Here is a 24,944-nt window from a genome sequence, read left to right on the forward strand (position 1 = left end):
GGCGTGCGCGCGGTGCGCGGCGGAGAAGGCGTCGTTGACGTAGAGGTCGCCCAGCTCGGCCATCCGCTTGGCGAAGGCGGGGGCGTTCTTCTCCTCCTCGGCGTGGAAGCGGGTGTTCTCCAGCAGCACCATCCGGCCGGGCTGGATGGCGGCGATGGCGGCCTTGGCCGCGTCGCCGACGCAGTCCTCGGCGAAGGCGACCTCCTGGCCGACCGCCTTGGACAGCGGGCCCAGCACCTGGCGCAGCGAGTTCTTGGCGTCCGGCCCGCCCTTGGGGCGGCCGAAGTGGGAGAGGATCACCACCTTGGCGCCCTTGTCCGCGAGTTCCTTCAGCGTCGGGGCCAAGCGGTCGATGCGCGTGGTGTCGGACACCGTGCCGTCCTGCATCGGCACGTTCAGATCGGCGCGCACCAGCACGGTCTTGCCGCTCACGTTCAGGTCGTCGATGGTGTTGAAGTCGCTCATGGCCACTGACCCCAGAAGGTTCGAATCTGGCGCGCAACGAAGCACAGCGCGCCCTGCTTTGCAACGCCGCACGGCGGGGTAGGGACCGAAGGTCGCGGACCGGACTCGCCTTGGCGGATGGGGGCACCACCTTATCGCCATGACCGATTCCCCGCGACGCGAATTCCCCGGTTCGCCGCTCGTCGGCCCGGCCGGGCGCCTCGCCTACGCCGCCTCCCAGGTGGCGCGGGTGGCGTGGTTCTTCGGCCAGTATGCGCTGGCCGCCCGCATCTCCGGTCCCAACATTCCGCGCGAACGCCGTCCGCCGGGTCTGCGCGTGCCCGACACCCGCGGCATCCTGGCCGAGTTGCGCGCGCTGATGGAGCGCGACCTCGCCAACATCGAGGCGGGCTGCTACCGCCTGCCGCACGATCTGATCCCCAGCCCGGCCAGAGTGGTGGCGGACGCCGCCGCGTTCTTCCGTGACCTGCCGGAGGTGACGCGCCGCCGCCGTGCGCACATCGGCACCGAGGTGCGCGCCAACCCGCCGCCCGGGTCGGAGGCGCTGCCCGCCTACTACCGCCAGAACTTCCACTTCCAGACCGACGGCTACCTGTCGGAGCGCAGCGCCCGCCTGTATGACCACCAAGTCGAGGTGCTGTTCGGCGGCGCCGCCGACGCCATGCGGCGTCAGGCACTGGTACCGATCTACGAACATCTGCGGACGCGGGCGGTGGCGGACTGCCGGCTGCTCGACGTCGCAGCGGGGACGGGACGCTTCCTCACCTTCGTCAAGGACAACTGGCCGCGGCTGGACGCCACCGCGCTCGACCTGTCGCATGCCTACTTGGTCGAGGCGCGGCGCAACCTCGCGCCGTGGGCGCGCACCAGCCGCGCGGTGCAGGCGGCGGCCGAGGCCTTGCCGCTGCCCGACGCCAGCCAGGACATCGTCACCTGCATCTACCTGTTCCACGAGCTGCCGCGGAAGGTCCGCGCCCGGGTGGCGGCGGAGTGGGCACGGGTGCTCAAGCCACAGGGCATCGTCGTCTTCATGGACAGTTTGCAGACCGGCGACAACCCGGTGATGGACGGCCTGCTGGAGCTGTTCCCCATCGCCTTCCACGAGCCGTTCTACGCCGACTACGCGCGGCAGGACCTGCGCGCGCTGTTCGCCGGGGCGGGGCTGGCGGTGGTGTCGGAGATGCCGGCCTTCATGTCGAAGGTGATGGTGCTGGAAAAGGGTAACGCCGATGACGTCACAAAATCGCAATGAAATTGCAATATTTGCGCGCCTAGGCAACGACAATACGTCCGTGTAGAAAAGCCTTACGCGAAACTCCCCTTCGAAGCTCCATGGCCGACGCCGATCCCAACCGCGAGACCGAACTGAAACTGGCCGCGCGGCCCGAAGACCTGCCGGCGCTGCGTTCGGCCCCGGCGCTTGCCGCCGCCGGCCGGGCCACCACCAGCGCGCTGGAGAGCGTCTATTACGACACGCCGGACCAACGCCTCGCGCGCCGTCTGGTCAGCCTGCGGGTGCGCAAGAAGGGCAAGCGCTTCGTCCAGACCCTCAAGGGCCCGCCGTTCGCCCAGGGCGGCCTCGGTCGCGCCGAGTGGGAATGCCCGGTGCCCGGCCCCACCCTGGACCTGTCGCTGTTCACCGATCCCGAGGCGCTGGCGTTGCTCGACTCGGTGGGGGCGGAAGATCTCCTGCCGATGTTCACCACCGCCGTCCAGCGCACCATCCGCGTGTTGGAGGGTGGCGGCTCCGTCATCGAGGTGGCGTTCGACAAGGGCGAGATCCGCACCCCCGCCGGCGCCGTCCTGCCGTTGAGCGAGGTGGAACTGGAGCTGAAGCAGGGCGAATCCAAGGCGCTGTTCGATCTGGCGCTCGAACTGGCGAAGACGGCGCCGCTGCGCGTCGAGTCGCGCACCAAGGCGGCGCGCGGTTTCGCGCTGGCGGCCGGTGTGGTGGACGAATCGGTGAAGGCGGAGAAGATCGCGCTGTCGCCCGAGGTGACGGTCGAGGGGGCGCTGTGCCGCATCGTCTCCAACTGCCTCATCCACCTCACGGCGAACGAGGCGTGCTCGCTGAAGGGCGAGGATCCCGAGGGCATCCACCAGATGCGGGTGGCGTTGCGCCGGCTGCGCTCGGCGCTGGCGCTGTTCCGCCCCTACGTGCCGGCGGATCAGTACGACTGGCTGGTCGGCGAGGTGAAGTGGCTGGGCGGCTACCTGGGGCCGGCGCGCGACTGGGACGTCTTCCTGACCGACCTGCTGGCCCCGGTGCGCCAGGGGCTGGAGCGCACCAACGTCCAGGAGGCGCCGCTGTTCAGTGGCATCGACGCCCTGGAAGCTGCCGCCCGTGCAAAGCGCGACGCGGCGTATCAGGGGGCGCGGGAGGCGATCCTGTCGCCGCGCTACACGGAGTTCATGCTGCGCCTCGGCGCGTGGCTGGAGGACCAGGGTTGGCGCGCCCAGCCGGTCAGCGAGGAGTCGGCGCGGCTGCTGCAGCCGGTCATGGCGCTGGCCGACGAGCTTCTGACCAAGCGTCGCAAGCGGGCACGCAAGGCCGGCCAGGGCTTCGCCGACCTGTCGGTGGAGGATCGCCACCAGCTGCGCATCGCGTTGAAGAAGCTGCGCTACGCCGCGGAGTTCTTCCGCTCGCTGTACGAGGACAAGACGGCGCGCCGCTACATCCAGCGGCTCGCGGCGTTCCAGGACGCGCTGGGCCACCTGAACGACGTGGCGACGGCGACGCGCCTGCTGCACGACCTGCACGCTGACGGCAGCCGCGCCGGCACCGGCGAGCGCCGCGCCGCCGGGCTGGTCATCGGCTGGCTGGCGCGCGGCGTCGCCGACCTGGAGGCGCACCTGAACGAGCAGTGGGAAGGCTTCGACGAGGCGAAGCCGTTCTGGTCGCGGGCGCGGGCGGAGTAGGGGTCACTCCACCGGCAGCTCCAGAGCGAACACCGTCCCGCTCCCCGTGCTCTCGACCAGCCGCAGATCGCCGCCGTGCGCCCGGGCGATTTCCCGCGCGATGGCGAGGCCCAGCCCGGTGCCGCCGGCGCGGGCCGAGACGGCGAAGGGCTGGAACAGGTTCTCGCGCGCCCGCGGCGGCAGGCCGGGGCCGTTGTCGGCCACCGTCAGCACCAGCTTTCCGTCCGTCCGAAGCACCTCCACCGTCACCGAATCCGCCCCCGCCTGCACCGCGTTGCGGCCGAGGTTGGCGAGCGCGCGGACCAGCTGGTCGCCGTCCGCCGACAGCGTCAGCCCGGGCGGCACCCGGCTGACCCAGGCGGCCTCGGTGCGCAGCGACGACGCCACGTCCACTCCCGCCTCCTCGGCCAGCGCGGCGAGGTCCACCCGCGCGCGGCGCAGCGGCAGCACGCCGTCCTGGGTGTAGGACAGCGTCTGCCCACACAGGTCGACCGCGCGGTCGATGGCGCCCATCAGGCGCGGCGTCACCCGCTGCACCTCGGGGTCGGTGCTTTCGGCCAGACGCTCGGACAGCAGGGCGGCGGTGGAGAGGATGCCGCGCAGGTCGTGATTGATCTTCGCCACCGCGGTGCCCAGAGCCGCCAGCCGCTCGCGCTGGCGCAGCGCGGTGCCCAGCGCGTCCTGCATGGCGATCAGCTCGCGCTGGGCGACGCCGATCTCGTCCCGGCGCGGGTCGGGGGCGAAGGTGGGCTCGGCGTGCTCGGGATCGCGGCGGAAGGCGACCATGCTCTCGGTCAGCCGGCGCATCGGGCGCACCAGCATCACCACCAGCGCCAGGAACACCAGCCCGGCGGTGATCAGCGAGATGACCACGGAGAGCACCAGGATGCGCTCCGAATAGTCGAGCATCGCCACGACCATCGGGCGCTCGTCCATGACGATCTCGACGCGCTGCGCCATGTCCTTGGGCGAGCGGTCGATGACGCGCAGCACGCGGTTCTGCCTCTGCGTCAGCGCCATGAACGCGTCGGCGATCAGCTCCACCACGCCGGCGCCGCGCAGGTCGACCACTACGTCCACCTGCGGCGGCATGGAGCGCGACAGCATGTAGACCCGGCTGTCCGGCTGCACGAGGTCCACCGCGTGCGCGCCGACGTGGGCGAGCAGCTTGGCCTCCAGTTCCTTGGTCACCATGCGGTCGGGGGCGGCCTCCACGGCCAGAGCGGCGAGGTGGGCGGCCGACAGCCGCTCCTGCAGGTAGGTCAGGCGGAAGCGGGCGATGGAGGGCGTGTAGATCAGCACCTCCGCCAGCATGACGAACAGCACGGTCAGCACCAGGAGCTTGGCGGACAGGCTGCGGGTCGCGGTCGGAAGGGGCATGCCGCCATGGTAGGGCAGCCTCGCCGGCTTGCCTACGGCGGAGTCTCCGGTCGCGGCGAACTTTCGAAAGTGGTGGACTCCGGACCAAGGCGGGGAAGCCACGGACGGGCGGCTTGCGGCCAAGTGCCGGTCTCGCGACCTTGGCAATGCGCACAGGGGAAGGAGCGCCCGGCACAGGGCGAGCGGACATGGCACGAACGGACGCACGGTACAACGTGACGGAGCTGCGCGGGCTTGCCTGCCTGCTGCTGGTCGCCTACCACACGGTGGGCGTGCCGGGGTCGGGCATGCACGTCGCCGACGACTCGCTGTACCGCTACCTGACCGGCAGCTTCGAGCTGATCCGGATGCCGCTGTTCACCTTCATCTCCGGTTACGTCTACGCGGCGCGGCCGGTGCGGGCAGGGGCGCTGCGGGTGTTCTTCGGCAAGAAGGTGCGGCGGCTGCTGCTGCCGTTCGTCATCGTGTCGACGGTGTTCTACCTGCTTCAGACCGCCGCGCCCGGCTCGCACGGGAACGACGCGCCGGAGGAGATGTGGCGGATCTACGTCTTCTCCTACGCGCACCTGTGGTACCTGCAGGCGCTGTTCCTGATCTTCGCCGCGGTCGGCGTGGCCGACGCGTTCGGGCTGCTGGCGACGCCGCGGGCGTTCGCGCCGGGCTTTGCGCTGGCGCTGGGCGCCTTCTTCGCCATCGACACCGAGGCCAACCCCTGGTCGGTGAACGAGGCGGCGACGCTGCTGCCGCACTTCCTGCTGGGCGTGGCGGTGCGGCGCTTCGCGGCCACGTTCCGGCAGCCGCGCGTGTGGGCGCTGGCGCCGCTCGGGCTGGCGTTCGGACTGGCGGTGCATCAGGCGTCGCTGCTGCACCTCGTCCCCATCCAGATCGGCTGGAAGAGCGGGGTGGCGCTGCTGTGCGGCATGGGCGGGGCGCTGACCCTGCTGCGGGTCATGCCGTCCAGCGGGGTGATGCGCACGGTGGGCGAGGCGTCCTACGCCATCTACCTCTACCACACCTTCTTCACCGCGGCGGCGCGCATCGCGCTGGTGCAGCTGGGGTGGCAGGCCGACCTGCTGGTGTTCGCCACGTCGCTGGGCGCCGGCATCGCCGGGCCGATGGTCGTCGAGGCCCTGGCCGTCCAGCGCCCCTGGTCGCGGGTGGCGCTGGTCGGCCGGGCGTGACGGCTCAGCCGGCCGCCACCTGGGTGACGGTCATCGCGAAGTACCCCGCCGACGCTTCCAGCACCCGCTTCGGCGCCAGCATCGCCAGCTCGTCGCGCGGCGAGGGGTACAGTTCGACCTCGGCATCCGCCGCATAGAAGGGGCCGAACTCCTTGGCGTCGGCGACCATGCGCACCAGCTGCGGTTCGGCCGGCTTGGCGCCGCCGACGATGCTGGGCAGGCCGAACAGGCCGTAGGTCGGGCGGGCCAGCAGGCCGAGATGCCTGCCCTCGCCGCCGGTCAGCGTCAGCGCCGCCTGGGCCAGCCGCCGGTCCTTCACCGCCAGCGAGGCGCCGAGCCGCGTGCCGGCGCGCGACGGGGCGCCGGCCACGTGGTCCACCGGGTAGGAGCGGGTCAGCCAGACGCTGCCCAGCTTCTTCGGCAGGCCCTGCAGCCAGCCGCGGATCAGCGACACGTCCTGGTCCACGTAGATGAAGGGGCAGAAGCTGACCGGGGAGCCGGCGCGCTCCGCCTCGACCAGCACGAAGCACTCGCGGTACTGGGCGTAGACCGGGTCGAGCAGCTCGCTGCCGTCGGAGGTCGCCTGCCAGTCGGCGAAATGCACGGTGGCGCGGCCGGTCGCCGTGCCGAAGCCGTCGGGCAGGAAGGCGGCGGCCGTGCCCGCGTCCAGCTCGTAGTCGATGGAGAACAGCCAGCCGGCGTAGTGCCACGGCGGCGCCGGGGCGAGCGAGGAGCGGCCTTCGGGCGTGAGCGGCGACGTGAAACCGGTGAGCATGGCTGTCCCCTCCTTATGCGTTGCGGCCGATCATGACGTGCCGACCGCCGCGCAGGCAAGGTGGTGCAGCACGATGCCGCTGGTGGTCGCGACGTTCAGCGAGTCGAAGCCGCCGGCCATGGGGATGCGCACGGTCTGCGCCCGCGCCAGCAGGGCCGCCGGCAGCCCCGGCCCCTCGGAGCCGAACAGGACGGCCGCGCGGTCGGGGCGGGGCAGGGCGGCCAGCACGGTCCCGCCGGACGGGCTGAGCGCGAGGGTTGTGAAGCCGTGGCGCTCGAACAGGGCGACCGGGTCGCCCTCCAGCCGCGCGGTGGGCACCAGCAGCGTGGCGCCGACCGAGACGCGGATCGCCTTGCGGTACAGCGGGTCGCAGCAGGTCGGGTCGAGCAGCACGGCGTCGGCGCCGAAGGCGGCGGCGTTGCGGAAGATGCCGCCCATGTTGTCGTGGTTGCCGATGCCGAACAGCGCCACCACCAGCGCCCGCGGGCCGAGGGCGGCCAGCAGGTCGTCGGCGGACGGCAGCGGGGCGCGCCGGCCGAGCGCCAGGATGCCCCGGTGCAGCGGAAAGCCGGCGACGGCGTCCAGCACCGGCTGGGCGGCGGTGTAGACCGGCACGTCGTCGGCCAGCTCGGCCAGCAGCGGCGCCAGCTTCGCCACCCGGTTCTCGGCCAGCAGCAGCGACACCGCCGTGTGCCGGGGCGAGCGGATCAGCAGGCGCAGCACCACCTCGCCCTCGGCGATGAAGTGCCCCTCGCGCCCGGTCAGGTCGCGCTCGCGCACGGCGCGGTAGGCGGCGATGCGCGGATCGGCGGGATCGCTGACCGGGACGATCATCGGCCGAGCACCCGCAGGAACAGCGGCCCCATCGCCACCGCGGCGGCCAGCGTCAGGAACCCGGCGCCCCAGCCGGCCACGCTCTCCGGCCCGCCCGCCGCCTCCAGCGCCACGCCGAACACGATCGGGGCGACGAAGGCGCCGGCGAAGCCGAACAGCGAGTGCATGGCCATCGCCGCCCCGCGCCGCCCGGCCCCGGCGGCGCCGACCATGCCGACGGTCAGCGACGCGCTGTCGGCGGTGATGGTGGCGCCATAGGCCAGCGCCAGCCCGGCCAGCAGCCCGTAGGGCAGGGCGGAGGCGAAGCCGATCACCGCGGCGATGGCGGCCGACGCCAGCATGATGACGGTGAGGAAGCGGTCGCGCCCCCAGCGCTGCGCCGCCTCGTTGCCGAGGATGCTGGCGGCGACGCCGATCATCAGGATCAGGGTGGCGAGCGCCGTGACGTGCGCCGGCACCTGTCCCTGCGGCGCCCCGGCGGCGAAGGCGAGGAAGGCGACCAGCCAGCCGCGGCAGCCGAACAGCTCCCAATTGTGGGCGGTGTAACCGAGGATGTAGCCCATGGCCTTGCGGTTGCGCAGCACTGGGCGGAAGTCGAACAGCGCGGCGAGGCTGGGCGGCGCGTTCTCCGGCACGGTGCGCGGGATGAGGACGAGGCCGAGCAGCAGCGCGGCCAGCGTCAGCGCCGTGGCGAGCCAGAAGGCGGCGTGCCAGCCGCCCGCCCCGGCGACGAGGCCGGCGGCCAGCGTCGAGCCGGCGACGCCGATGCCGTAGCTGGCGGTGTAGAAGGACATGCAGCGCCCGGCGCGCGGCCCGGCGATGTGGTCGGACAGCACGCGCAGGCCGGGCATGTAGGTGCCGGCCAGCCCGACGCCGCCCAGCGTGCGGAACAGCATCGCCGACCAGAAGCCGTCCGCCCACAGCGCGAACCCGGCGCAGGACAGGACCGCCACGGCGGTGGAGGCGAGGTAGATCCTGCGGCTGTCGAGCCGGTCGGTGAGCCCGAGCAGCACCGGGACCGCCAGCACGTAGCCCAGGTGCGCGATGCCGCCGAGCCAGCCGGCCTCGGCGGTGGTGAGATCCCAGGCCTCGATGAAGACCGGCAGCAGGGCCGGGACCGTCATGGTGCCGGCCATGGTCAGCACCTCGGAGAGGCACATGACGAGGGTCAGGCGGGCGGGGGTGAGCGTCATGCGCTTGCCCCCTCCCCCTGCCCCTCCCCCGCTTCGCAGGGGAGGGGAGATACGGCGACAGACCCCCTCCCCTGCGAAGCGGGGGAGGGATGGGGTGGGGGCACGTACGTCACCCTCACCCCGTGCCCGATCACATGTGCAGCGGACGGCCGTCGACCGCCAGCGCCGCTTCCTTGGTGACTTCCGACAGGGTCGGGTGCGAGTGGCAGGTGCGGGCGATGTCCTCCGCCGACGCGCCGAACTCCATGGCCAGCGTCACCTCGGCCACCATCTCCGACACGTTCGGGCCGATCATGTGGACGCCCAGCACCTTGTCGGTGCGCGCGTCGGCCAGGATCTTGACGAAGCCCTCGGTCGCGTTGATCGCGCGGGCGCGGCCGTTGGCGGTGAACGGGAACTTGCCGGCCTTGTAGGCGACGCCCGCGGCCTTCAGGTCCTCCTCGCCCTTGCCGACGCTCGCGACCTCCGGCCAGGTGTAGACCACGCCGGGGATCACGTCGTAGTTCACGTGGCCGGCCTGGCCGGCCAGGATCTCGGCCAGCGCCACGCCCTCGTCCTCGGCCTTGTGGGCGAGCATCGGACCCTCGACCACGTCGCCGATGGCGTAGATGCCCGGCACGTTGGTCTGGAAGTGGTGGTCGATCCTGACGCGGCCGCGGTCGTCCATCGCGACGCCGACGTTCTCCAGGCCCAGGCCCTGGGTGTGCGGGCGGCGGCCGATGGCGACGAGCACGGCGTCGGCCTCCAGCGTCTCCGCGTCGCCGCCCTTGGCGGGCTCGACGGTCAGGGCGACGCCGGTGTTGGTGGTCTTCGCCCCCGTGACCTTGGCGCCCAGCTTGAAGGTCATGCCCTGCTTGGCCAGGATGCGCTGCATCTGCTTCGACACCTCGCCGTCCATGCCCGGCAGGATGCGGTCGAGGAACTCGACGACGGTGACCTGGGCGCCCAGGCGGCCCCAGACCGAGCCCAGCTCCAGCCCGATGACGCCGCCGCCGATCACCACGAGGCGCTTCGGCACCTCGGCCAGCGTCAGCGCGCCGGTCGAGGAGACGATCTTCTCCTCGTCGATCTCGATGCCCGGCAGCGGGGTGACCTCGGAGCCGGTGGCGATGATGATGGCCTTGGTCGCCTTCAGCGTGGTGCCGCCGTTGGCGTCCACCGACACGGTGTCCTTGGCGACGATGGTGCCGGCGCCCTTGATCCAGTCGATCTTGTTCTTCTTGAACAGGAACTCGACGCCGCCGGTGTTGGACTTAACGACCTCGTCCTTGTGCTTCATCATGCCGGGCAGGTCGAGTTCCACGCCGCCGACCTTGACGCCGAACTTCGCGAGGCCGTGCTTGGCCTCCTCGAACTTCTCCGACGCGGTCAGCAGCGCCTTGGAGGGGATGCAGCCGACGTTGAGGCAGGTGCCGCCGAGCGCCGGGCGCTTCTCCACGCAGGCGACCTTGAAGCCGAGCTGCGCCGCGCGGATCGCGCAGACGTACCCGCCAGGACCGCCGCCGATGACGACGACATCATACGTGCTCTCAGCCATGCGCTGTTCCTTCCGCCGCGTTCTTTGTTGGGGTGGCCGGGGAGGGCCTTGTCGCCGCGATTTATGCCCCCCCGCGCCCAAGCGTGCAACGGCCGAGTTCGCCCTGCCGGGCAGGGCCGCCATGAGGGGCGGGAGGGCGGCGGATGGAACGGAGTGGAACACCGTGGAACAGTGTGCGGGGCGTGTTCAGTTCGCAGGGTGGGTGCCTCGTTGAGAGGAATTTGAACCTATCACGGGAGGCGCCGGCTTGGCAAGAAGGACCGGCAGGGCGATCGCTTGAACCGGCCCCCCTTTTCCTGCCGGGCGGCGCTTCAACCGCCGGCTGCGATGCGAGAATTACAGGAATCCGAACACCTAACCGTCATCCCCGCGAAGGCGGGGATGACGGTTAGGTGTTGTTCAACAACATTTCAAGCGATTGCCCTGTGGTGACGGTCGCCTCCTCCGGCTGTTGAAGCGGCAACGACCCGCACAGCACAGGGAGGCAGCCATGACCATGGACGTGACCGTGACGGTGACCCTGGACGCCACCGACACCGCGGCGGCGAGCCGGTTCGAGGAGGCGTTCCGCGCCTGGGCGCGCACCCAGCCGACGGTGAAGGAGGTCCGCACCGAACCGCACGCGCGCTGGGACGGCGGTGTCTGGCGCGAGGCCCGCAAGGCCGCCTTCGGCTCGAAGCTCGGCAACCCGTTCGGGCGGACGACGCTCGAAAGATGACGTTCAGGCCGGATCGACCCGCGGCGCCCTCATTACTGCGGGTCGATCCGCGTCATGTGGTTGGCGGCGATGCCGGTGTGGCGCAGCCCGGCCTCGGGGCCGGCGGTCGTCACTTCGCGCGGGCTCGGGTCCACGTAGGGGCCGGCGCACGCGGCCAGCGTCAGGGTCAGCACGGTGAGCAGAAGGGCGTGGCGCAACATGGCTCGGCTCCCGGTCATGGAATGAGCGCGTCATTGGCAAGCTTATCGCGATCCCCGGCGGCGGCCAGAGGCCTCACGCACCTGTGAAACGCGGTGATCCGCCGTGAAGTCTCAGGCGAGGAACCGCAGCAGCGCCTCCGTCACTTCGGCCGGCCGCTCCTCGGCCAGGAAGTGGCCTGCGGGGATGCCGTGGCCCTCGGCCTGCGGGGCGTAGCGGCGCCAGATGCCGAGCTGGTCGTCGTAGAGGCGGCCGACGACGCTGCGCTCGCCCCACAGCACCAGCGTCGGGCACGCCACGCGGTGCCCCTCGGCGCGGTCCTTGCGGTCGTGGTCGAGGTCGATGCCCGCCCCGGCGCGATAATCCTCGCACATGGCGTGCACGGTGGCGGGGTCGCGGAAGGCGTGCAGGTACTCGGCGAAGGCCTCGCCGTCGAACGCCTCGCCGCCGCCGGCGCCGATGGAGCCGAGCAGCCGGCGCAGCCAGTATTCCGGGTCGAGGCCGATGGCGTGTTCCGGCAACCCGTCGGGCTGGATCAGGAAGAACCAGTGGTAGTAGGCGGTGGCCATCGCCTGGTCGGCCGCCTCGAACACGTGCAGCGTCGGCAGGATGTCGAGCAGCGCCAGCCGCTCCACCCGCTCCGGGTGGTCGAGCGCCATGCGGTGCGCCACGCGGGCGCCGCGGTCGTGGCCGGCGACGCGGAAGCGCTCGAAGCCCAGCGCGCGCATCACCTCCACTTGGTCCTGGGCGACGGTGCGCTTGCAATGGCGGACGTGGGCGGGGTCGCCGGGGATCTTCTCCGAGTGGCCGTAGCCGCGCAGGTCGGCGGCCACCACGGTGAAGCGTTCGGCCAGCCTGGGCGCCACGCGGCGCCACATGGCGTGGGTCTGCGGGAAGCCGTGCAGCAGGAGCAGCGGCGGGCCGTCGCCGCCGACGGCGGCGTGGATCTCGGCGCCGCTGGTGGCGACGCGGCGGTGCGCGAACCCTTCGAACATTGTTCTCTCCCTGGCGGTCCCGTCCGGGGTGCCACACCCGAAATCGGGCGACGCATGAAACCCCGAGGCCCCGGCGGCTGTTCCCCTACTACCCGTACCGAACGGATTTGGAGATAGGTACCATGCGTAAGATCAAGGCTCTCGTGCTGCTCGCCCTCTTCGGCTCGCTGTTGACCGCGTGCAACACCTTCGAGGGCATGGGCCAGGACGTCCAGGCCGGCGGCCGCGCCATGGAGCGCGGGGCGGACAACGTCCAGAAGAAGATGTAGAACGACCATGGGCGGAAGATATAAACCGCCTGGTCGATTCCGTATAAGAAACAAGCGGTGACGCTTTGTTTCCGCCATAGCCCCACCCGGTGCGGTTGCTCTCCAGTAACGGACATGCCGAGCATGCCAACTGGCCGGGCAATGCGGGTGGGGCTATGTTTTCCTGCCGGAAAATCCGGTTGTCTTCCGGTGAGCGAATGGTGCTGCTGGCCGTTCAGCGTACCGGTTTGCCCCGCCCAAACGCGACTCGGGACATCGTTCCGCCATCACACAACCAGGCAGCAACCGGTGTTTCACGAGCCCGCGCCGGGCACGATCCTCATCCCGGGGGATCCTGCATTCAGACGGCGTGCAGCAGCGCGTCGGCGAGGGCGGCATCAGCGCCCTCGCCGACGTCCAGCAAGTCCTTGCGGATCCGCTTGGCCAACCAGGCCGGCGATTCGACCTGGCGGTCGCGCGGGGCCCTTTGTGCGGCATCCACCAGATCCGCGACGGTGGAGATTTTGTCTGCCGCCAGACGCACCGTCTGCTGGGCACGCGCCGCCGTCAGCGCACCCACTATGTCGGCGACCGGGCCGCCGCCGCCGCCCTTGACAATGTCCTGCAGCTGCTCGGCCAGCGAAACTTCCGCGGTGTAGCGTTGCAGGTAGGCGGCCATGGCCGCCACCCGGTCGGCGTCGATCAGGGCCGGGGTGCCGCGCACCACGGCCATCAGCTTGCGCATCGGCTCCTTGGGCGCTCCCGGGGTTCCAGTCGCCAGCGCCTCCAACACCTCCGCCCATTCGGCCTGGAACAGGTCGGGGGCGATGTGGGTCTCCTCCTCGAGCACGGTTGCGTACCGCTCGATGGCCACCAGACAGTAGTCGAGGTCGGTGACCATCTTCTTGTCACGGCAGAGCTTTCCGCCGCGCACGACCATCTTTTCCTTCTCCACCACACCGGGCGGCCCGTTGACGACGACGAGGTAGCCGCTGCCCGTTCCGGGCAACGCGCGCCCGTCCTGCGCCTGCACCAGGGCCTGCACCGAGTCGAGTCCCACCAGCGAGCCGAAGCCGGCATAGACCGTCCGCGCGATGTCCAGTGCCGGGTTCATCACCGCCGCCGCCGGCATGACCGCGCCGACGGTCTTCGAGAGATCGCCGACGACGTTGAGCAACTTCCTGACCACGTCGCTGCCGGGCACGCTGTAGAGTCCCACGAACAGCGAGAGGTTGTCGACGCCGACCGGGGTCGGGGGCACGACCGGCACGTTGCGCCGTTCGATCCAGCCGGACGGCGGGTCGCCGTCCTTCGCCGCCACGACGGACCTTAGCGAGTCCATGAACTCGTGCGGGCCGACGGAGAAGGGCACGGAGCGGGTCTGGCCGCGCTGCTTGAACTCGGCAAGGCTTACGAACAGGGGAGACAGCGTGGTGCCGAACCGCCGCGCGTCGAGGACGTGCATGCCGGCGAGGCGGACGCCGAAATAGCACCCGCCGGACTTGAATTTCTGGCCGTCGACCAGGTTGGGGAAGGGGTCCTCCAGGACCCGCTCAGGGGGCAGCATCACCGCCTCCTTGTGCTCGACCGGTGTGTGCTGGACCTTCGTCACGGCGTCCCAGAACCATTCGAACATGGATCGGTCTCCTTCTGGGGAGGGCAGGAATCTGCCCAGGGGTCCTGCTGCACGACCAGCATGGCGGACAGGAAGGCCGGGCTGTCGGGCGTCAGCGCGCGCACCGCCTCCAGATAGGCCCGGCCCAGCGGCTGCCGGTCGGCGAGCTTCTCGTGCAGGCACCTCGTGAATTTCGCCGCCTCCCGCGACAGGACCTCCCAACGGAAGCCGATGGTCGCCGGCACGCCCTCTTGGGCGGCGCGGAAGATGCTGCTCGACGACGTTCCCTCGCACGAGGAAAGAATGAGGAGGGAAACGCGGCCTTTGCGCAGCATCTGGGCAAACCGTTCCATGGACAGCCCCACCAACTCGTGAGACCGGGCGCCCGGCAGGACGAGGAACACCACGTCGTCGTCCGACCGGACGCTGTGCCCGCAGTAGTGCACGATGTCCCACGGCCCCGCACCAATCGCCGACTCCAGCGCCGCCACGCTGTCCTTGCTGGTTCGCAGCGTGCATTCCACCGGCGGTTCCCACCCCTTTTCGGCCCGGATCGCGCGCAGGTCGGCCAGTTCGGTTTCCTGGTCGGGAAGCCGCGAGAAAATCCTTTCCGGCTGGTTGTCGAAGCGGTGCCGGCCGACGCTCAGCGAACCTGTCCCGGTGTCGGACGTGACGACCAGGACGCGGCGGGTGAGCTTCGCCGGTGCCCACAGCGCCGACGCTGCGGCCGATCCGCGCCCGCCGACGATGGATTCGGACGAGTGGAGCAGGATGCGCCGCGCAAGCGGCGACATGTTGCGGATGAACCGGTCCCTCTCGCGATCGTGCATCGCCTCGTACGGCACGTCGAGGAAGCCCACGCGGTCCATGATGAAGCAGAAGTGGATGTCGTCCATGGAGCCGACGTGCTTCAGGCAGGACTCGATGGCTTTCCGCTGCGGATCGCTGATGAGGTAATCGTGAAGCCGGTCGCCGACCGAGCGCAGCCGTGACGGCCAGCCGTCATGCGGGCGCAACGCGCCGTTGGGATCGTATTTGTAGATTTTCCAGGGAGGGCGGAACTCGTCCTGGGCATCCCGCAGGAACCATCGCATGTCGGACGCGACGGGCAGGTCCGCCAGCACCTGCCCGTCGGCCAGACTCACCCGGAACCGGACGGACTCCACGTCGATGAAGATGTCCACCTGGGCCCAGGGCTGCTGGCCCTGCGACAGCAAGTGCATCCGGCTCAGCGCCGCGCGGATGGCGTCGAGCGATTCCACCTCGATCAGCTCCACGCCCTGTGTTCCCGCCGCGTAGCGCTGCAATCGGCCGATCCGCATCGGCGCCGCGAACAGAACGGGCAGGGAGGGACGCTTCGCGCGCAGGTCGATGGCCAGGCCGAGCGCCCCGAACCCTTGCCGCGCCATGCTGCCCGACGCCGCGGCGCTGGCGTGGAAGCCGAATATGACGGCCGCGGAGATCGGGTCGGCGCCGTCCCGGTCCAGCGCCGCGAGGGCCGCCGTGTCGTCGGCGCAAAGCGTCATCCGCGGCGCGTCGCCCTCCGGCAGGGAGGTCTCCAGGAAAATCTGCATTCCCTGGAGCCAAGCCGGATCGGATCCGACGATGAGCAGGTGGCTAAGCATGGGCCGGTTCCCTTCCGGCAGTCCGGGTCCTGCCCCGCGGCGGCGCCGGCAGCGTGAACCGGATTGCCAGACAGCCGGGCCGCCTGGTGATCTTCAGTTTGCCGCCGTTGCTCTCGATGACCCTGCGGACGGCCGACAGGGCGTGGGCCGTTGCTTCCTGCGCGCCGGCCCTGGCACCGGCCACCGGGTCGGCGGCGCCGCTGCGCGGCATGAAGTCGTCGTCGCAATGAACGCTGGTCGTCAATTCCACGGCGACGTGCCGGGGACCGCCGTGCAGGTGCACGGTGATCACCGTCTCGGGCAGGCGCGTCGCCAGGAGATAGCCGATCGTGGAATGCAGGACGAAGCGCAGACGGCTGGGATCCACCCACGCCGCGGGGATCGGCTCTGCGAGCGTGACGGTCACCGCTTTCCGGTCTTCCTCCGGCAGTTCGTTCATAAAGGCGTCGAGTGCGACCTTCACGTCGGCCGCGACCGGGGCGCCCAGGGGCCGGCGCTCGACCTCCAGGCCGTCGACCAGCCGCTCGTAGGTGATGTCCGTCTTGAGGAGGCTCGCCCGCACCTTCGAGAGCAGGCCGCGCAGGTCGGGATTGTCCCCCACCCGCCCGTGCGCTCTCGAAACCAGCGCGTTGGCGAGCAGGAGGGGGCCGCGGGTCTGCTGCGCCACGCCCTGGACGGTGGTGCGCATGTATTCCAGCGCCGTCACCCAGTCCCAGGCCTTTGGGTCGGTCAGCCGCCAGATCCGCCGGTTGAAGGCATCCTCGGCGTCGCGCGAGGAGGCGACGACGTTCCGCTCCAGCCCGTCCGCGCCACGCAGGCGAAGCGGCTTGGCGGCGACATGCCCGGTTGTCAGCACGGCCTTCGCGTCTTCGTCGGCGCCGAAGCGGTCGAGCCGTTCCCCCTGGATGGAGGGGGCCTCTCTCGCGCGGAACTCGTCTCTCGCGCGGGACTCGTCGGGGTCGATCGTCTTGATCGCCCGGTCGTTGGCCGAGGCGCCGAGCAACTGGGCCGCCATGGAGTTCAATCGCATGATGCGGTTGGCCTGGTTGACGACCACCACCCCCTGGTCGATGTTCTCGAGCAGCGCTCTGTTCAGGCGCATCTCGAACCACAGCGCGATGGTCTTCTGCGCCTCGCCGACCAGGATGCCGAGTTCGGCTTCGTCGGGCTGCTGAAAGGCGCCGACCTCGCTGGATTCGCAGTCCAGGATCCACTCGACGCAGCCATCCAGCACGATGGGATAGCATAGGCAGGATCGTGCATCGTCCGCGATCTGGATGTAGCCGTGCCGGGAGCGCTTCGACGTATCCTCGACGCGGATGGGGCTGCCGGTCCTCAAGACCTGGCCGAGAACACCCGCGCCGAACGGCTGCGTGTAGCCCTCGTGCACGAGCAACTTCTTGTCGGACGCGTTGTGCTGCTGCACCAGTTCGAATCGCGCGCGGGCGTGCGCGACGCGGAAGATCGCCACGTAGTCCCACCGGAACTGTTCGCACAGTCGTTCGACCGCAATCCGGGCCACGGGCTCGGGCCGCGCATGCTGTGCGAAAAGGTCGCGGATCTCCATGTGGAAGGCGGCGGATTTCGCGCGATAGGCCGCCAGGACCAATCGCAGGGTGTCCGCGAGTTCCAGGGCGCTCAGCGCCCGCCGGTCCTCTTCGGTGAAGAAAGGTCCGCCCTTGCGCGCGAGGGTCAGGCTGCATGCCGGTCGGCCGTCTTCCCTGTGCACGGCGACGATGAAGCTGCGCACCCCTCGGGCCAGATAGGCCTCCACGACCGGGTTTTTCCGCAACGCGCGGAAGGACGGATCGAACCGGAAGAATCGGTCGATGTCGGAAGCGGCCACATCCTTCCCCTCGGTCCAGTCCATGATGCCGGATGGGGCATGAAGCCAGCGGGCCGGCCAGGGGAAAGGTTTGCCGTCGTCGACGGCGTAGCGGCCGCGGATCAGGAGGGGGGTGGCGGCACTGGGCGTCGGGGACTCCATCGCGTATTCCGCGAAGGTCGCAATGTCGAAGGCGAGGAAGCCCCTCAGTACGGAAAGCATCCGGTCGAGCATCACTTCGCACGATTGTCCCGAATCGCAGGCTCGGCGCAGTTCGAGGGCACCGTTGGCAAGCTCAAGAGGATCGGGCGCGTTGCGGGGCATGGGTGACGCGAGCCTCCATGATATCGTCGTGTCCCTCGTTCCGGTGCAGCGCGGTCGGGCTCCCGCTTCGGTCAAGGCCGCCGCCGTTCCATACCAGGGATCCAGTTGCGTGCAGCCGCAGTCCGACATACGCAGGCCCGTCATGGGCTGCGTCTGCATGGTGGTTTCCTACTGTTTTCCTATCAGATTCAAAGCAGGCGTTGGTTTTGTTGCTTTTGAATATTGTGCATGAGAAACGTGCGAACCATTCGCATTGAAATCGTTGGCAGTTCTTCAAATAGATTGGTTTGCAAAAATCCTGCAATTTTGGCAGATCATACTTGCCGCGCCAAAATTTTTCAATATCTCTGCTGGAGTGTATATAATACTAACGATCATATAGCGAGTGATCCGCCAAGATGGTCATAATCAAAATATGCACACTCTATTTTGTGCTGTGAATACACAGATATGTATTGGAGCCACAAAAGGTCGCAGGTGTCTTCCCGATGGATTCAAGCTGGCCCCGAAAGCTTTGTTGAGCGTTTTCCAAAGGACGGCGTGAAACGGCCGGGGGCTCGCCGAGCAGGTACAAGAAGCGGCACTGATCCACTCTGCCAAACCTTGTAGCGAGAAGGGGCGCGCGATGCCGTTCGCCGCTGTAGCGAAAAGGAGCGTGGCGCCAAACCGGCTGGCCAGCCGCGCGATGGCCGCCGTGAGTGCATCCTTACCGGCCGGAACCACGGGTGCATGTCGCTGGGTCGAGCTTGCAAGGCCGCGCACTCGGCAGGCCCGGTGTTCAGAGGCGCCAAGGGTCTGCTGGACCTGCGCGGCACGGGCGCGGTGCTGCTCGAAGCCCCGAGGTTTCCCCGCGCTGCCTCCTGCGGGATCGGCTTGTCCAGCGCGCGGTCGGCCACCGCTTCTCATGCTCAAGCTCCGTGAGCCGCTTGGCTTGGTCGAGCTTCAGGCCGCGGAGTCGGACCACCAGCGGTCGGAGGTCCGCTCCGAGACGGCGGGCTCGCGGCGGGGCGCATCACCCGGAACAGTTCCCGACATTCCAATAGTTCCTATCACTAATGATTGCGCATTTTGTCGCTGCCATACTGTAAGATTGCAATAACTGAATGTTATTGTATGTTTCAGGCTGTCCGTTCTGATGAAATCCATTCAAAGACGGTACGACTGTTAACAATCGGTGCAAAAGGCGACCGCATGCATAGAAACAGCAATTCAAAGTAGCCCGATTCAAGCTGCGGGCTGGCGCGGCCAAAGCGCCCGGTCCCGCCTGCGGCTGCCTCGGGTGGCATTCCACTTCTCGTAAACACCATTCGCAACGCGTCCGTGTCGGCGCCCCTTCGGCGCCGCGGCAGCCCCCTTTTTGCAATCCCACCCCAACAGGCAGGATTCCCAATGTCATTCCCCGCACGCGCAAACACCGATACCGACACCCCCCACGGCATTGCCGCCGTTCCGGATCGCGAGATCCTGCTCGCCGACGCCGGGCTCCCCGACCTCGACACCCTGCTCCGGACGCGCCGCGCCAGGGTGGAGGTGCGGCTGGTCGCCGGCGAGGAGGATGGGCTCGCAGCACTCGAGTCCGCGTTCGCCGTGCGGCCGGCGGCCGTGCACGTGCTGGCGCACGGCGAGCCGGGGCGGATCGGACTGGGGCGCGGCGGCATCGACCGCGAGCGCGTGGCGGGCGCCGCCCTGACCGGCGGCGGTGCCGGCCTGCTGCTGTACGGCTGCGCCACCGGCGCGGGCGCGGCGGGGCGCGCGTTCGTCGACGCGCTGGCGGCCCGCACCGGCGGCGCCGTGGCGGCGGCCAGCCGGCCGGTCGGCGATGCCGGCCAGGGCGGCGGCTGGGACCTGGACGTCACCGCGGGCGTGCCCGCCGCCCGCTCCGCCTTCGGCGCCGGCCGCGAGGGCTGGCGGCATCTGCTGGCGGTCTACACCGGTACCGGCGGCGACGACACGCTGATCGGCGGCATCGGCGAGAACGACACGCTGATCGGCGGCGACGGGCTGGACATCGCGGTCTACGCCGGCAATCAAGCCGACTACGACCTGACGCAGCCCGGCCTGGTGGTGGCCATCGCCACCGGGGAGACCGACACGCTGTCGGGCATCGACCAGCTGGTCTTCGACGACGGCACGGTGGTGCTGAACACCGCGCCCGGCGCCGTCGGCGACGACGACGCGACCCCGGACACGGTGGCGGAGAACGCCGCCACCGGGACGGCGGTGGGCATCACCGCGCTGGCCGCGGACGCCGAGGGGAACACCGTCACCTACAGCCTTTCCGACGACGCCGGCGGGCGCTTCGCCATCGACGCCACGACCGGCGTCGTCACTGTCGCCGACGGCTCGCTGCTCGACTACGAGAGCGCCACCAGCCACACCATCGTGGTGGCGGCGAGCGACGGTTCGCAGACCACCACGCAGGCGATGACCATCGACCTCACCAACGCCGTTGAGCCGCAGAGCTGGTACGGCACCGGCGGGGACGACGTCTTCGCGGCCCCGTCGGACGACACCTGGATGATCGACGGCGGCGACGGCAACGACACGCTGGCTGGCGCCGCGCTGGCCGACACGCTGATCGGCGGCAACGGCAACGACGTGCTGGCCGGCGGCGACGGCGACGACCTGTTCCTCTACGGCATGGAAAGCGACGGCTACGACGCCGTCGACGGCGGTGCGGGCGCCGACACCATCGCCTCGGCCAGCGACTGGACGGCCATCCGGGTCGGCAGCGTCGATGGCGTCGAGGAGATCACCGCCGACGGGCACACCGGCGTCACCATCGCCGCCGACGCGGCGGACAACACGCTGAACTTCAGCGCGGTGACCCTCACCGGCATCGGGCAGATCGACGGCGGCGACGGCAACGACACGATCACCGGCTCGGCCGCCGCCGACCACATCCTGGGCGGGAGCGGCGCCGACTCGCTGCTCGGCGGCACCGGCGACGACACGCTGGACGGCGGCGCCGGCGTCGACACGCTGGCCGGCGGCACCGGCAACGACACCTATCTGGTGGACGCCGCGGGCGACACGGTGACGGAGGCGCTCGCCGCGGGCACCGACACCGTCCGCACCACGCTGAACAGCTATTCCCTGGGCAGCAACGTCGAGAACCTGGCGTTCGACGGCACCGGCGCCTTCACCGGCACCGGCAACACGCTGAACAACCTGATCACCGGCGGGACGGGCAACGACACGCTGACCGGCGGCCTCGGCAACGACACGCTGGACGGCGGCGACGGCATCGACACGGCGAGCTACGCCACCTCCTCCACCGCCGTCGGCGTCAACCTGGCGACCGGCGTGCACGCGGGCGGCGCGGCGGGCGACACGCTGACCAACATCGAGGTGGTCGCCGGTTCGAACTTCAACGACACGCTGACCGGCGATTCCGGCGGCAACTGGTTCCAGGCCGGCGCCGGCAACGACACGCTGACCGGCGGCGCCGGTGGCGACACGCTGGACGGCGGCAGCGGCACCGACACCGCGTCTTACGCCGGCAGCGCCAGCGGCGTGGTGGTCGACCTCGCCGCCGGCACCGGCGCGCTGGGCGACGCCGCCGGCGACACGCTGACCGGCATCGAGAACGTCACCGGTTCCGCCTACGACGACACGCTGACCGGCGATGCCGGCGCCAACCTGCTGGTCGGCGGCGCCGGCAACGATTCGTTGAACGGCGGCCTGGGCAACGACACGCTGACCGGTGGCCTGGGCAACGACACCTACGTCGTCGATTCGGCCGGCGACGTGATCAACGAGAACACCGGCGAGGGCACCGACACGGTGCGCACCACCCTGGCCTCCTACACGCTGGGCGCGCCGCTGGAGAACCTGACCTACACCGGCACCGGCGCCTTCACCGGCACCGGCAACGCGGCGAACAACGTGATCACCGGCGGCACCGGCGCGGATTCGCTGACCGGCGGCCTCGGCAACGACACGCTGGCCGGCGGTGTCGGGAACGACACGCTGGACGGCGGCAGCGGCAACGATTCGATGACCGGCGGTATCGGCAACGACGTCTTCATCGTCGATTCCGCCTCCGACGCGGTGGTCGAGAACCTCAACGAAGGCACCGACACCGTCCGCACCTCGCTGGCCTCCTACACGCTGGGCAACAACGTCGAGACCCTGGCCTACACCGGCTCCGGCTCGTTCAGCGGCGTCGGCAACACGCTGAACAACCTGATCCAGGGCGGCGCCGGCAACGACACGCTGCGCGGCGGCACCGGTGCCGACACGCTGGACGGCGGCGGCGGGTTCGACACGGCGAGCTACACGACCGCCGTCGGCATCAACCTGGCGACCGGCGTGCACAGCGGCGAGGCGCTCGGCGACCAGTTGCTCAACATCGAGGTGATCGCCACCTCCGCCTTCAACGACACGCTGACCGGCGACGCCGGCGGCAACTGGTTCCAGGCCGGCGCCGGCAACGACTGGCTGGACGGCGGGGCCGGCAGCGACACGCTGGACGGCGGCGACGGCATCGACACGGCGTCCTACGCCGGTGCCGCCGGCCCGGTCTCGGTGGACCTCGCGGCGGGCATGGCGAGCGTCGACGGCGACATCGACACGCTGATCGGCATCGAGAACGTCACCGGCTCGGCCTACGACGACACGCTGGCCGGCGACGCCGGGGTCAACGTGCTGACCGGCAGGGCGGGCAACGACACCTACATCGTCGATTCGAGCGCCGACACCGTCGTCGAGCAGGCGGACGAGGGCTATGACACCGTCCACGTCGCGGCGTCCGCCTACAGCCTGGGCGACCACGTCGAGGCCCTGGTCTACGACGGGAGCGACGGCTTCGCGGGCACCGGCAACGATCTGGCCAACCTGATCCAGGGCGGCGCCGGCAACGACACGCTGACCGGCGGCGGCGGCGCCGACACCCTGGCCGGCGGCGACGGCTTCGATGTCGCCAGCTACGAGACCTCCAGCTCCGGCATCACCGTCAACCTGACGACCGGCGTCAACACCGGCGACGCGGACGGCGACGTGCTCGACGGCATCGAGGCGGTGGCGGGCACCGCCTACGGCGACTCCTTCGTCGGCGACGCGAACGCCAACTGGTTCATCGGCGGCGCCGGCGACGACACGCTGGAGGGCGGCGACGGGGCCGACACCCTGGACGGCGGCGACGGCTTCGACTCCCTCGGCTTCGGCGCCAGCGGGTCGGGCGTCTACATCGACCTCGCCGGCGGCGTCACCGGCGACGGCGACACGCTGATCAGCATCGAGAACGTGGCCGGCTCGTCCTACGCCGACACGCTGGTCGGCGATGCCGGGGCCAACAGCCTCGGCGGCGGCGGCGGCACCGACTGGCTGGAGGGCGGTGACGGCGACGACACATTGAGCGGCGGGTCCGGCGCCGACACGCTGAGCGGCGGGTCCGGCATCGACGTGCTGATCGGCGGCGCCGACAACGACACCTACCTCGTCGATTCGCCCGAGGACCTCATCGTCGAGAACAACGGCGAGGGCGCCGACCTGGTGCGCACCACCTCGCTCACCTACGCCTTGGGCAACCACGTCGAGTACCTCGCCTACGACGGCTCCGGCAACTTCACCGGCGTCGGCAACACGCTGGCCAACCGGCTGGAGGGCGGCAGCGGCGACGACACGCTGATCGGCGGCGTGGGCGCCGACACGCTGATCGGCGGCGCCGGCACCGACGTCGCCAGCTACGAGACGTCCAGCACCGGCATCACCGTCAACCTGGTGAGCGGCGTCCACACCGGCGACGCCATGAACGACGTCTTCAACGGCATCGAGATCATCGCCGGCTCCAACTACGCCGACAACTTCACCGGCGGCATCGGCAACGACTGGTTCCGCGGCGGCGCCGGCAACGACACGCTGATCGGCGGCGCCGGGGCCGACGTGCTGGAGGGCGGCGACGGCATCGACTACACCACCTACATCGACAGCACGGCGGGGGTGACCGTCAACCTCGGCACCGGCTGGGGCAGTGGCGGCCACGCCCAGAACGACAGCATCACCGGCATCGAGAACGTCACCGGCTCCAACTACGCCGACGTGCTGATCGGCGACCTGGAGGCGAACGTCCTGGAGGGCGGGAACGGCAACGACACGCTGACCGGCGGCACCGGCGACGACACGCTGATCGGCGGCGCCGGGGCCGACTCCATGGACGGCGGGGGCGGCTTCGACGTCGTCAGCTACGCGGGGTCCAGCACGGCGCTCACCATCAACATGGCGACCGGCGTGCACAACAACGAGGCGCTGGGGGACACCTTCGCCAACATCGAGAAGATCATCGGCTCCAACTATAACGACAACATCACCGGCGACGGCGGCGACAACTGGCTGGTCGGCGGCGGCGGCGCCGACACGCTGAACGGCGGGGCCGGCAACGACACGCTGGAGGGCAGCGGTGCCGCCACCGGCACGGATTCGCTGATCGGCGGAACCGGCAACGACGTCTACATCCTGGCCAGCGCCGCCGTCGTCACCGAGGCCGCCAGCGGCGGCATCGACGAGGTGCGCACCTCCCTGGCGAGCTACAACCTCGTCAACGATGTGGAGAACCTGACCTACACGGGCACCGGCAGCTTCAGCGGCACCGGCAACTCGCTGGCGAACGTGATCACCGGCGGCGCCGGCAACGACACGCTGACCGGCGGCGGCGGCGTTGACACGCTGATCGGCGGGGACGGCATCGACACGGCGATGTTCCTCGGCCAGGTGACCATCAACCTTGCCACCGGCGTGCACACCGGCGAGGCCGCGAACGAACAGTTCTTCGGAATCGAGATCTACGCGACCGCGGCCACGGCGACCACCAGCTCCACCTTCATCGGCGACGCGCAGGCCAACTGGTTCCGCGGCGGCGGCGGCAACGACACGCTCACCGGTGGCGCCGGGGCGGACACGCTGGACGGCGGCGGCGCGACGAACTGGGCGAACTACTCGACCTCCTCGGCCGGCGTGTCGATCAACCTGGGTGCCGGCACCGCCAGTGGCGGCGACGCCGAAGGCGACGTGCTGCTGAACATCGAATACGTCATGGGCTCGAACTTCGACGACGTGCTGATCGGCTTCAACGGCCAGAACGGCCTGTACGGCGGCGCCGGCAACGACACGCT

17 protein-coding genes are annotated in these 24,944 nt (G+C 70.0%); 6 read left to right on the forward strand and 11 right to left on the reverse strand.

Translation table 11 applies throughout. The annotated features are described in order from the left end of the window. A partial coding sequence (pgk, locus tag TSO221_RS30750; RefSeq protein WP_109122321.1) for a phosphoglycerate kinase occupies positions 1-465 on the reverse strand: 465 nt, incomplete at its 3' end. A 139-nt stretch (positions 466-604) separates the two neighbouring features. Here pgk and TSO221_RS30755 point away from each other — a divergent pair. Then, positions 605-1,717, forward strand: a complete 1,113-nt coding sequence (locus tag TSO221_RS30755) for a class I SAM-dependent methyltransferase (protein WP_109122322.1) — start codon at positions 605-607, stop codon at positions 1,715-1,717. Positions 1,718-1,797: 80 nt separating this feature from the next. Next, positions 1,798-3,384: a CYTH and CHAD domain-containing protein gene (locus tag TSO221_RS30760; protein WP_109122323.1), complete on the forward strand. Its 1,587-nt coding sequence runs from the start codon at positions 1,798-1,800 to the stop codon at positions 3,382-3,384. Between the two features lie 3 nt (positions 3,385-3,387). Here TSO221_RS30760 and TSO221_RS30765 read toward each other — a convergent pair whose 3' ends face one another. After that, entirely contained in the window at positions 3,388-4,764 is a 1,377-nt protein-coding gene (locus TSO221_RS30765; RefSeq protein ID WP_109122324.1) for a HAMP domain-containing sensor histidine kinase, read from the reverse strand. 188 nt (positions 4,765-4,952) lie between these two features. Here TSO221_RS30765 and TSO221_RS30770 point away from each other — a divergent pair, with 188 nt between their 5' ends. Further along, the gene (locus TSO221_RS30770; protein WP_247878346.1) at positions 4,953-5,945 is read left to right on the forward strand and encodes an acyltransferase; all 993 of its coding nucleotides are present in this window, start codon (positions 4,953-4,955) and stop codon (positions 5,943-5,945) included. A gap of 4 nt (positions 5,946-5,949) precedes the next feature. Here TSO221_RS30770 and TSO221_RS30775 read toward each other — a convergent pair whose 3' ends face one another. From TSO221_RS30775 to lpdA, 4 genes are all read right to left on the reverse strand, one after another. Then, the gene (locus TSO221_RS30775) at positions 5,950-6,720 is read right to left on the reverse strand and encodes an acetoacetate decarboxylase family protein (RefSeq protein ID WP_109122326.1); all 771 of its coding nucleotides are present in this window, start codon (positions 6,718-6,720) and stop codon (positions 5,950-5,952) included. 30 nt (positions 6,721-6,750) lie between these two features. Beyond that, positions 6,751-7,554 carry an RNA methyltransferase gene (locus TSO221_RS30780; protein ID WP_109122327.1) on the reverse strand — a complete coding sequence of 268 codons (804 nt, stop codon included), beginning with the start codon at positions 7,552-7,554 and terminating at the stop codon, positions 6,751-6,753. After that, positions 7,551-8,747 (reverse strand): MFS transporter, encoded by a 1,197-nt coding sequence (locus TSO221_RS30785; protein WP_109122328.1) that lies wholly within the window; start codon positions 8,745-8,747, stop codon positions 7,551-7,553. The genes TSO221_RS30780 and TSO221_RS30785 overlap by 4 nt, the downstream gene beginning before the upstream one ends. A 130-nt stretch (positions 8,748-8,877) precedes the next feature. Beyond that, positions 8,878-10,284, reverse strand: a complete 1,407-nt coding sequence (gene lpdA, locus TSO221_RS30790) for a dihydrolipoyl dehydrogenase (protein WP_109122329.1) — start codon at positions 10,282-10,284, stop codon at positions 8,878-8,880. A gap of 490 nt (positions 10,285-10,774) precedes the next feature. Here lpdA and TSO221_RS30795 point away from each other — a divergent pair, with 490 nt between their 5' ends. Then, positions 10,775-11,002 carry a hypothetical protein gene (locus TSO221_RS30795; protein ID WP_109122330.1) on the forward strand — a complete coding sequence of 76 codons (228 nt, stop codon included), beginning with the start codon at positions 10,775-10,777 and terminating at the stop codon, positions 11,000-11,002. A 32-nt stretch (positions 11,003-11,034) separates the two neighbouring features. Here the strand turns inward: TSO221_RS30795 and TSO221_RS35745 are convergent, their stop codons facing one another. Together TSO221_RS35745 and TSO221_RS30800 are read right to left on the reverse strand one after the other, a co-directional pair. Continuing rightward, entirely contained in the window at positions 11,035-11,202 is a 168-nt protein-coding gene (locus TSO221_RS35745; protein WP_158284259.1) for a hypothetical protein, read from the reverse strand. A gap of 111 nt (positions 11,203-11,313) precedes the next feature. Then, positions 11,314-12,195, reverse strand: coding sequence for an alpha/beta hydrolase (locus tag TSO221_RS30800; protein ID WP_109122331.1), 882 nt, complete (start codon positions 12,193-12,195; stop codon positions 11,314-11,316). Between the two features lie 122 nt (positions 12,196-12,317). Here TSO221_RS30800 and TSO221_RS30805 point away from each other — a divergent pair, with 122 nt between their 5' ends. Then, a complete protein-coding gene (locus TSO221_RS30805; RefSeq protein ID WP_109122332.1) occupies positions 12,318-12,464 on the forward strand; it encodes an entericidin A/B family lipoprotein in 147 nt (48 codons plus the stop codon). Positions 12,465-12,804: 340 nt separating this feature from the next. On the opposite strand, the gene TSO221_RS30810 is transcribed toward TSO221_RS30805, so the two are convergent. The 3 genes from TSO221_RS30810 to TSO221_RS30820 are packed head-to-tail and all read right to left on the reverse strand — an operon-like array spanning position 12,805 to position 17,991. After that, on the reverse strand, positions 12,805-14,079 hold the full coding sequence (locus TSO221_RS30810) for a hypothetical protein (protein ID WP_109122333.1): 1,275 nt from the start codon (positions 14,077-14,079) through the stop codon (positions 12,805-12,807). Next, positions 14,052-15,683, reverse strand: coding sequence for a CHAT domain-containing protein (locus TSO221_RS30815; protein ID WP_109122334.1), 1,632 nt, complete (start codon positions 15,681-15,683; stop codon positions 14,052-14,054). Before TSO221_RS30815 ends, TSO221_RS30810 begins: the two co-directional genes overlap by 28 nt. Then, entirely contained in the window at positions 15,676-17,991 is a 2,316-nt protein-coding gene (locus TSO221_RS30820) for a GAF domain-containing protein (RefSeq protein ID WP_109122335.1), read from the reverse strand. The genes TSO221_RS30815 and TSO221_RS30820 overlap by 8 nt, the downstream gene beginning before the upstream one ends. Positions 17,992-19,221: 1,230 nt before the next feature. Here TSO221_RS30820 and TSO221_RS30825 point away from each other — a divergent pair. Continuing rightward, on the forward strand, positions 19,222-24,944 hold a 5,723-nt coding region (locus TSO221_RS30825), incomplete at its 3' end, for a DUF4347 domain-containing protein (RefSeq protein WP_109122336.1).

The organism is Azospirillum sp. TSO22-1 (assembly GCF_003116015.1).
GTDB lineage: Bacteria > Pseudomonadota > Alphaproteobacteria > Azospirillales > Azospirillaceae > Azospirillum.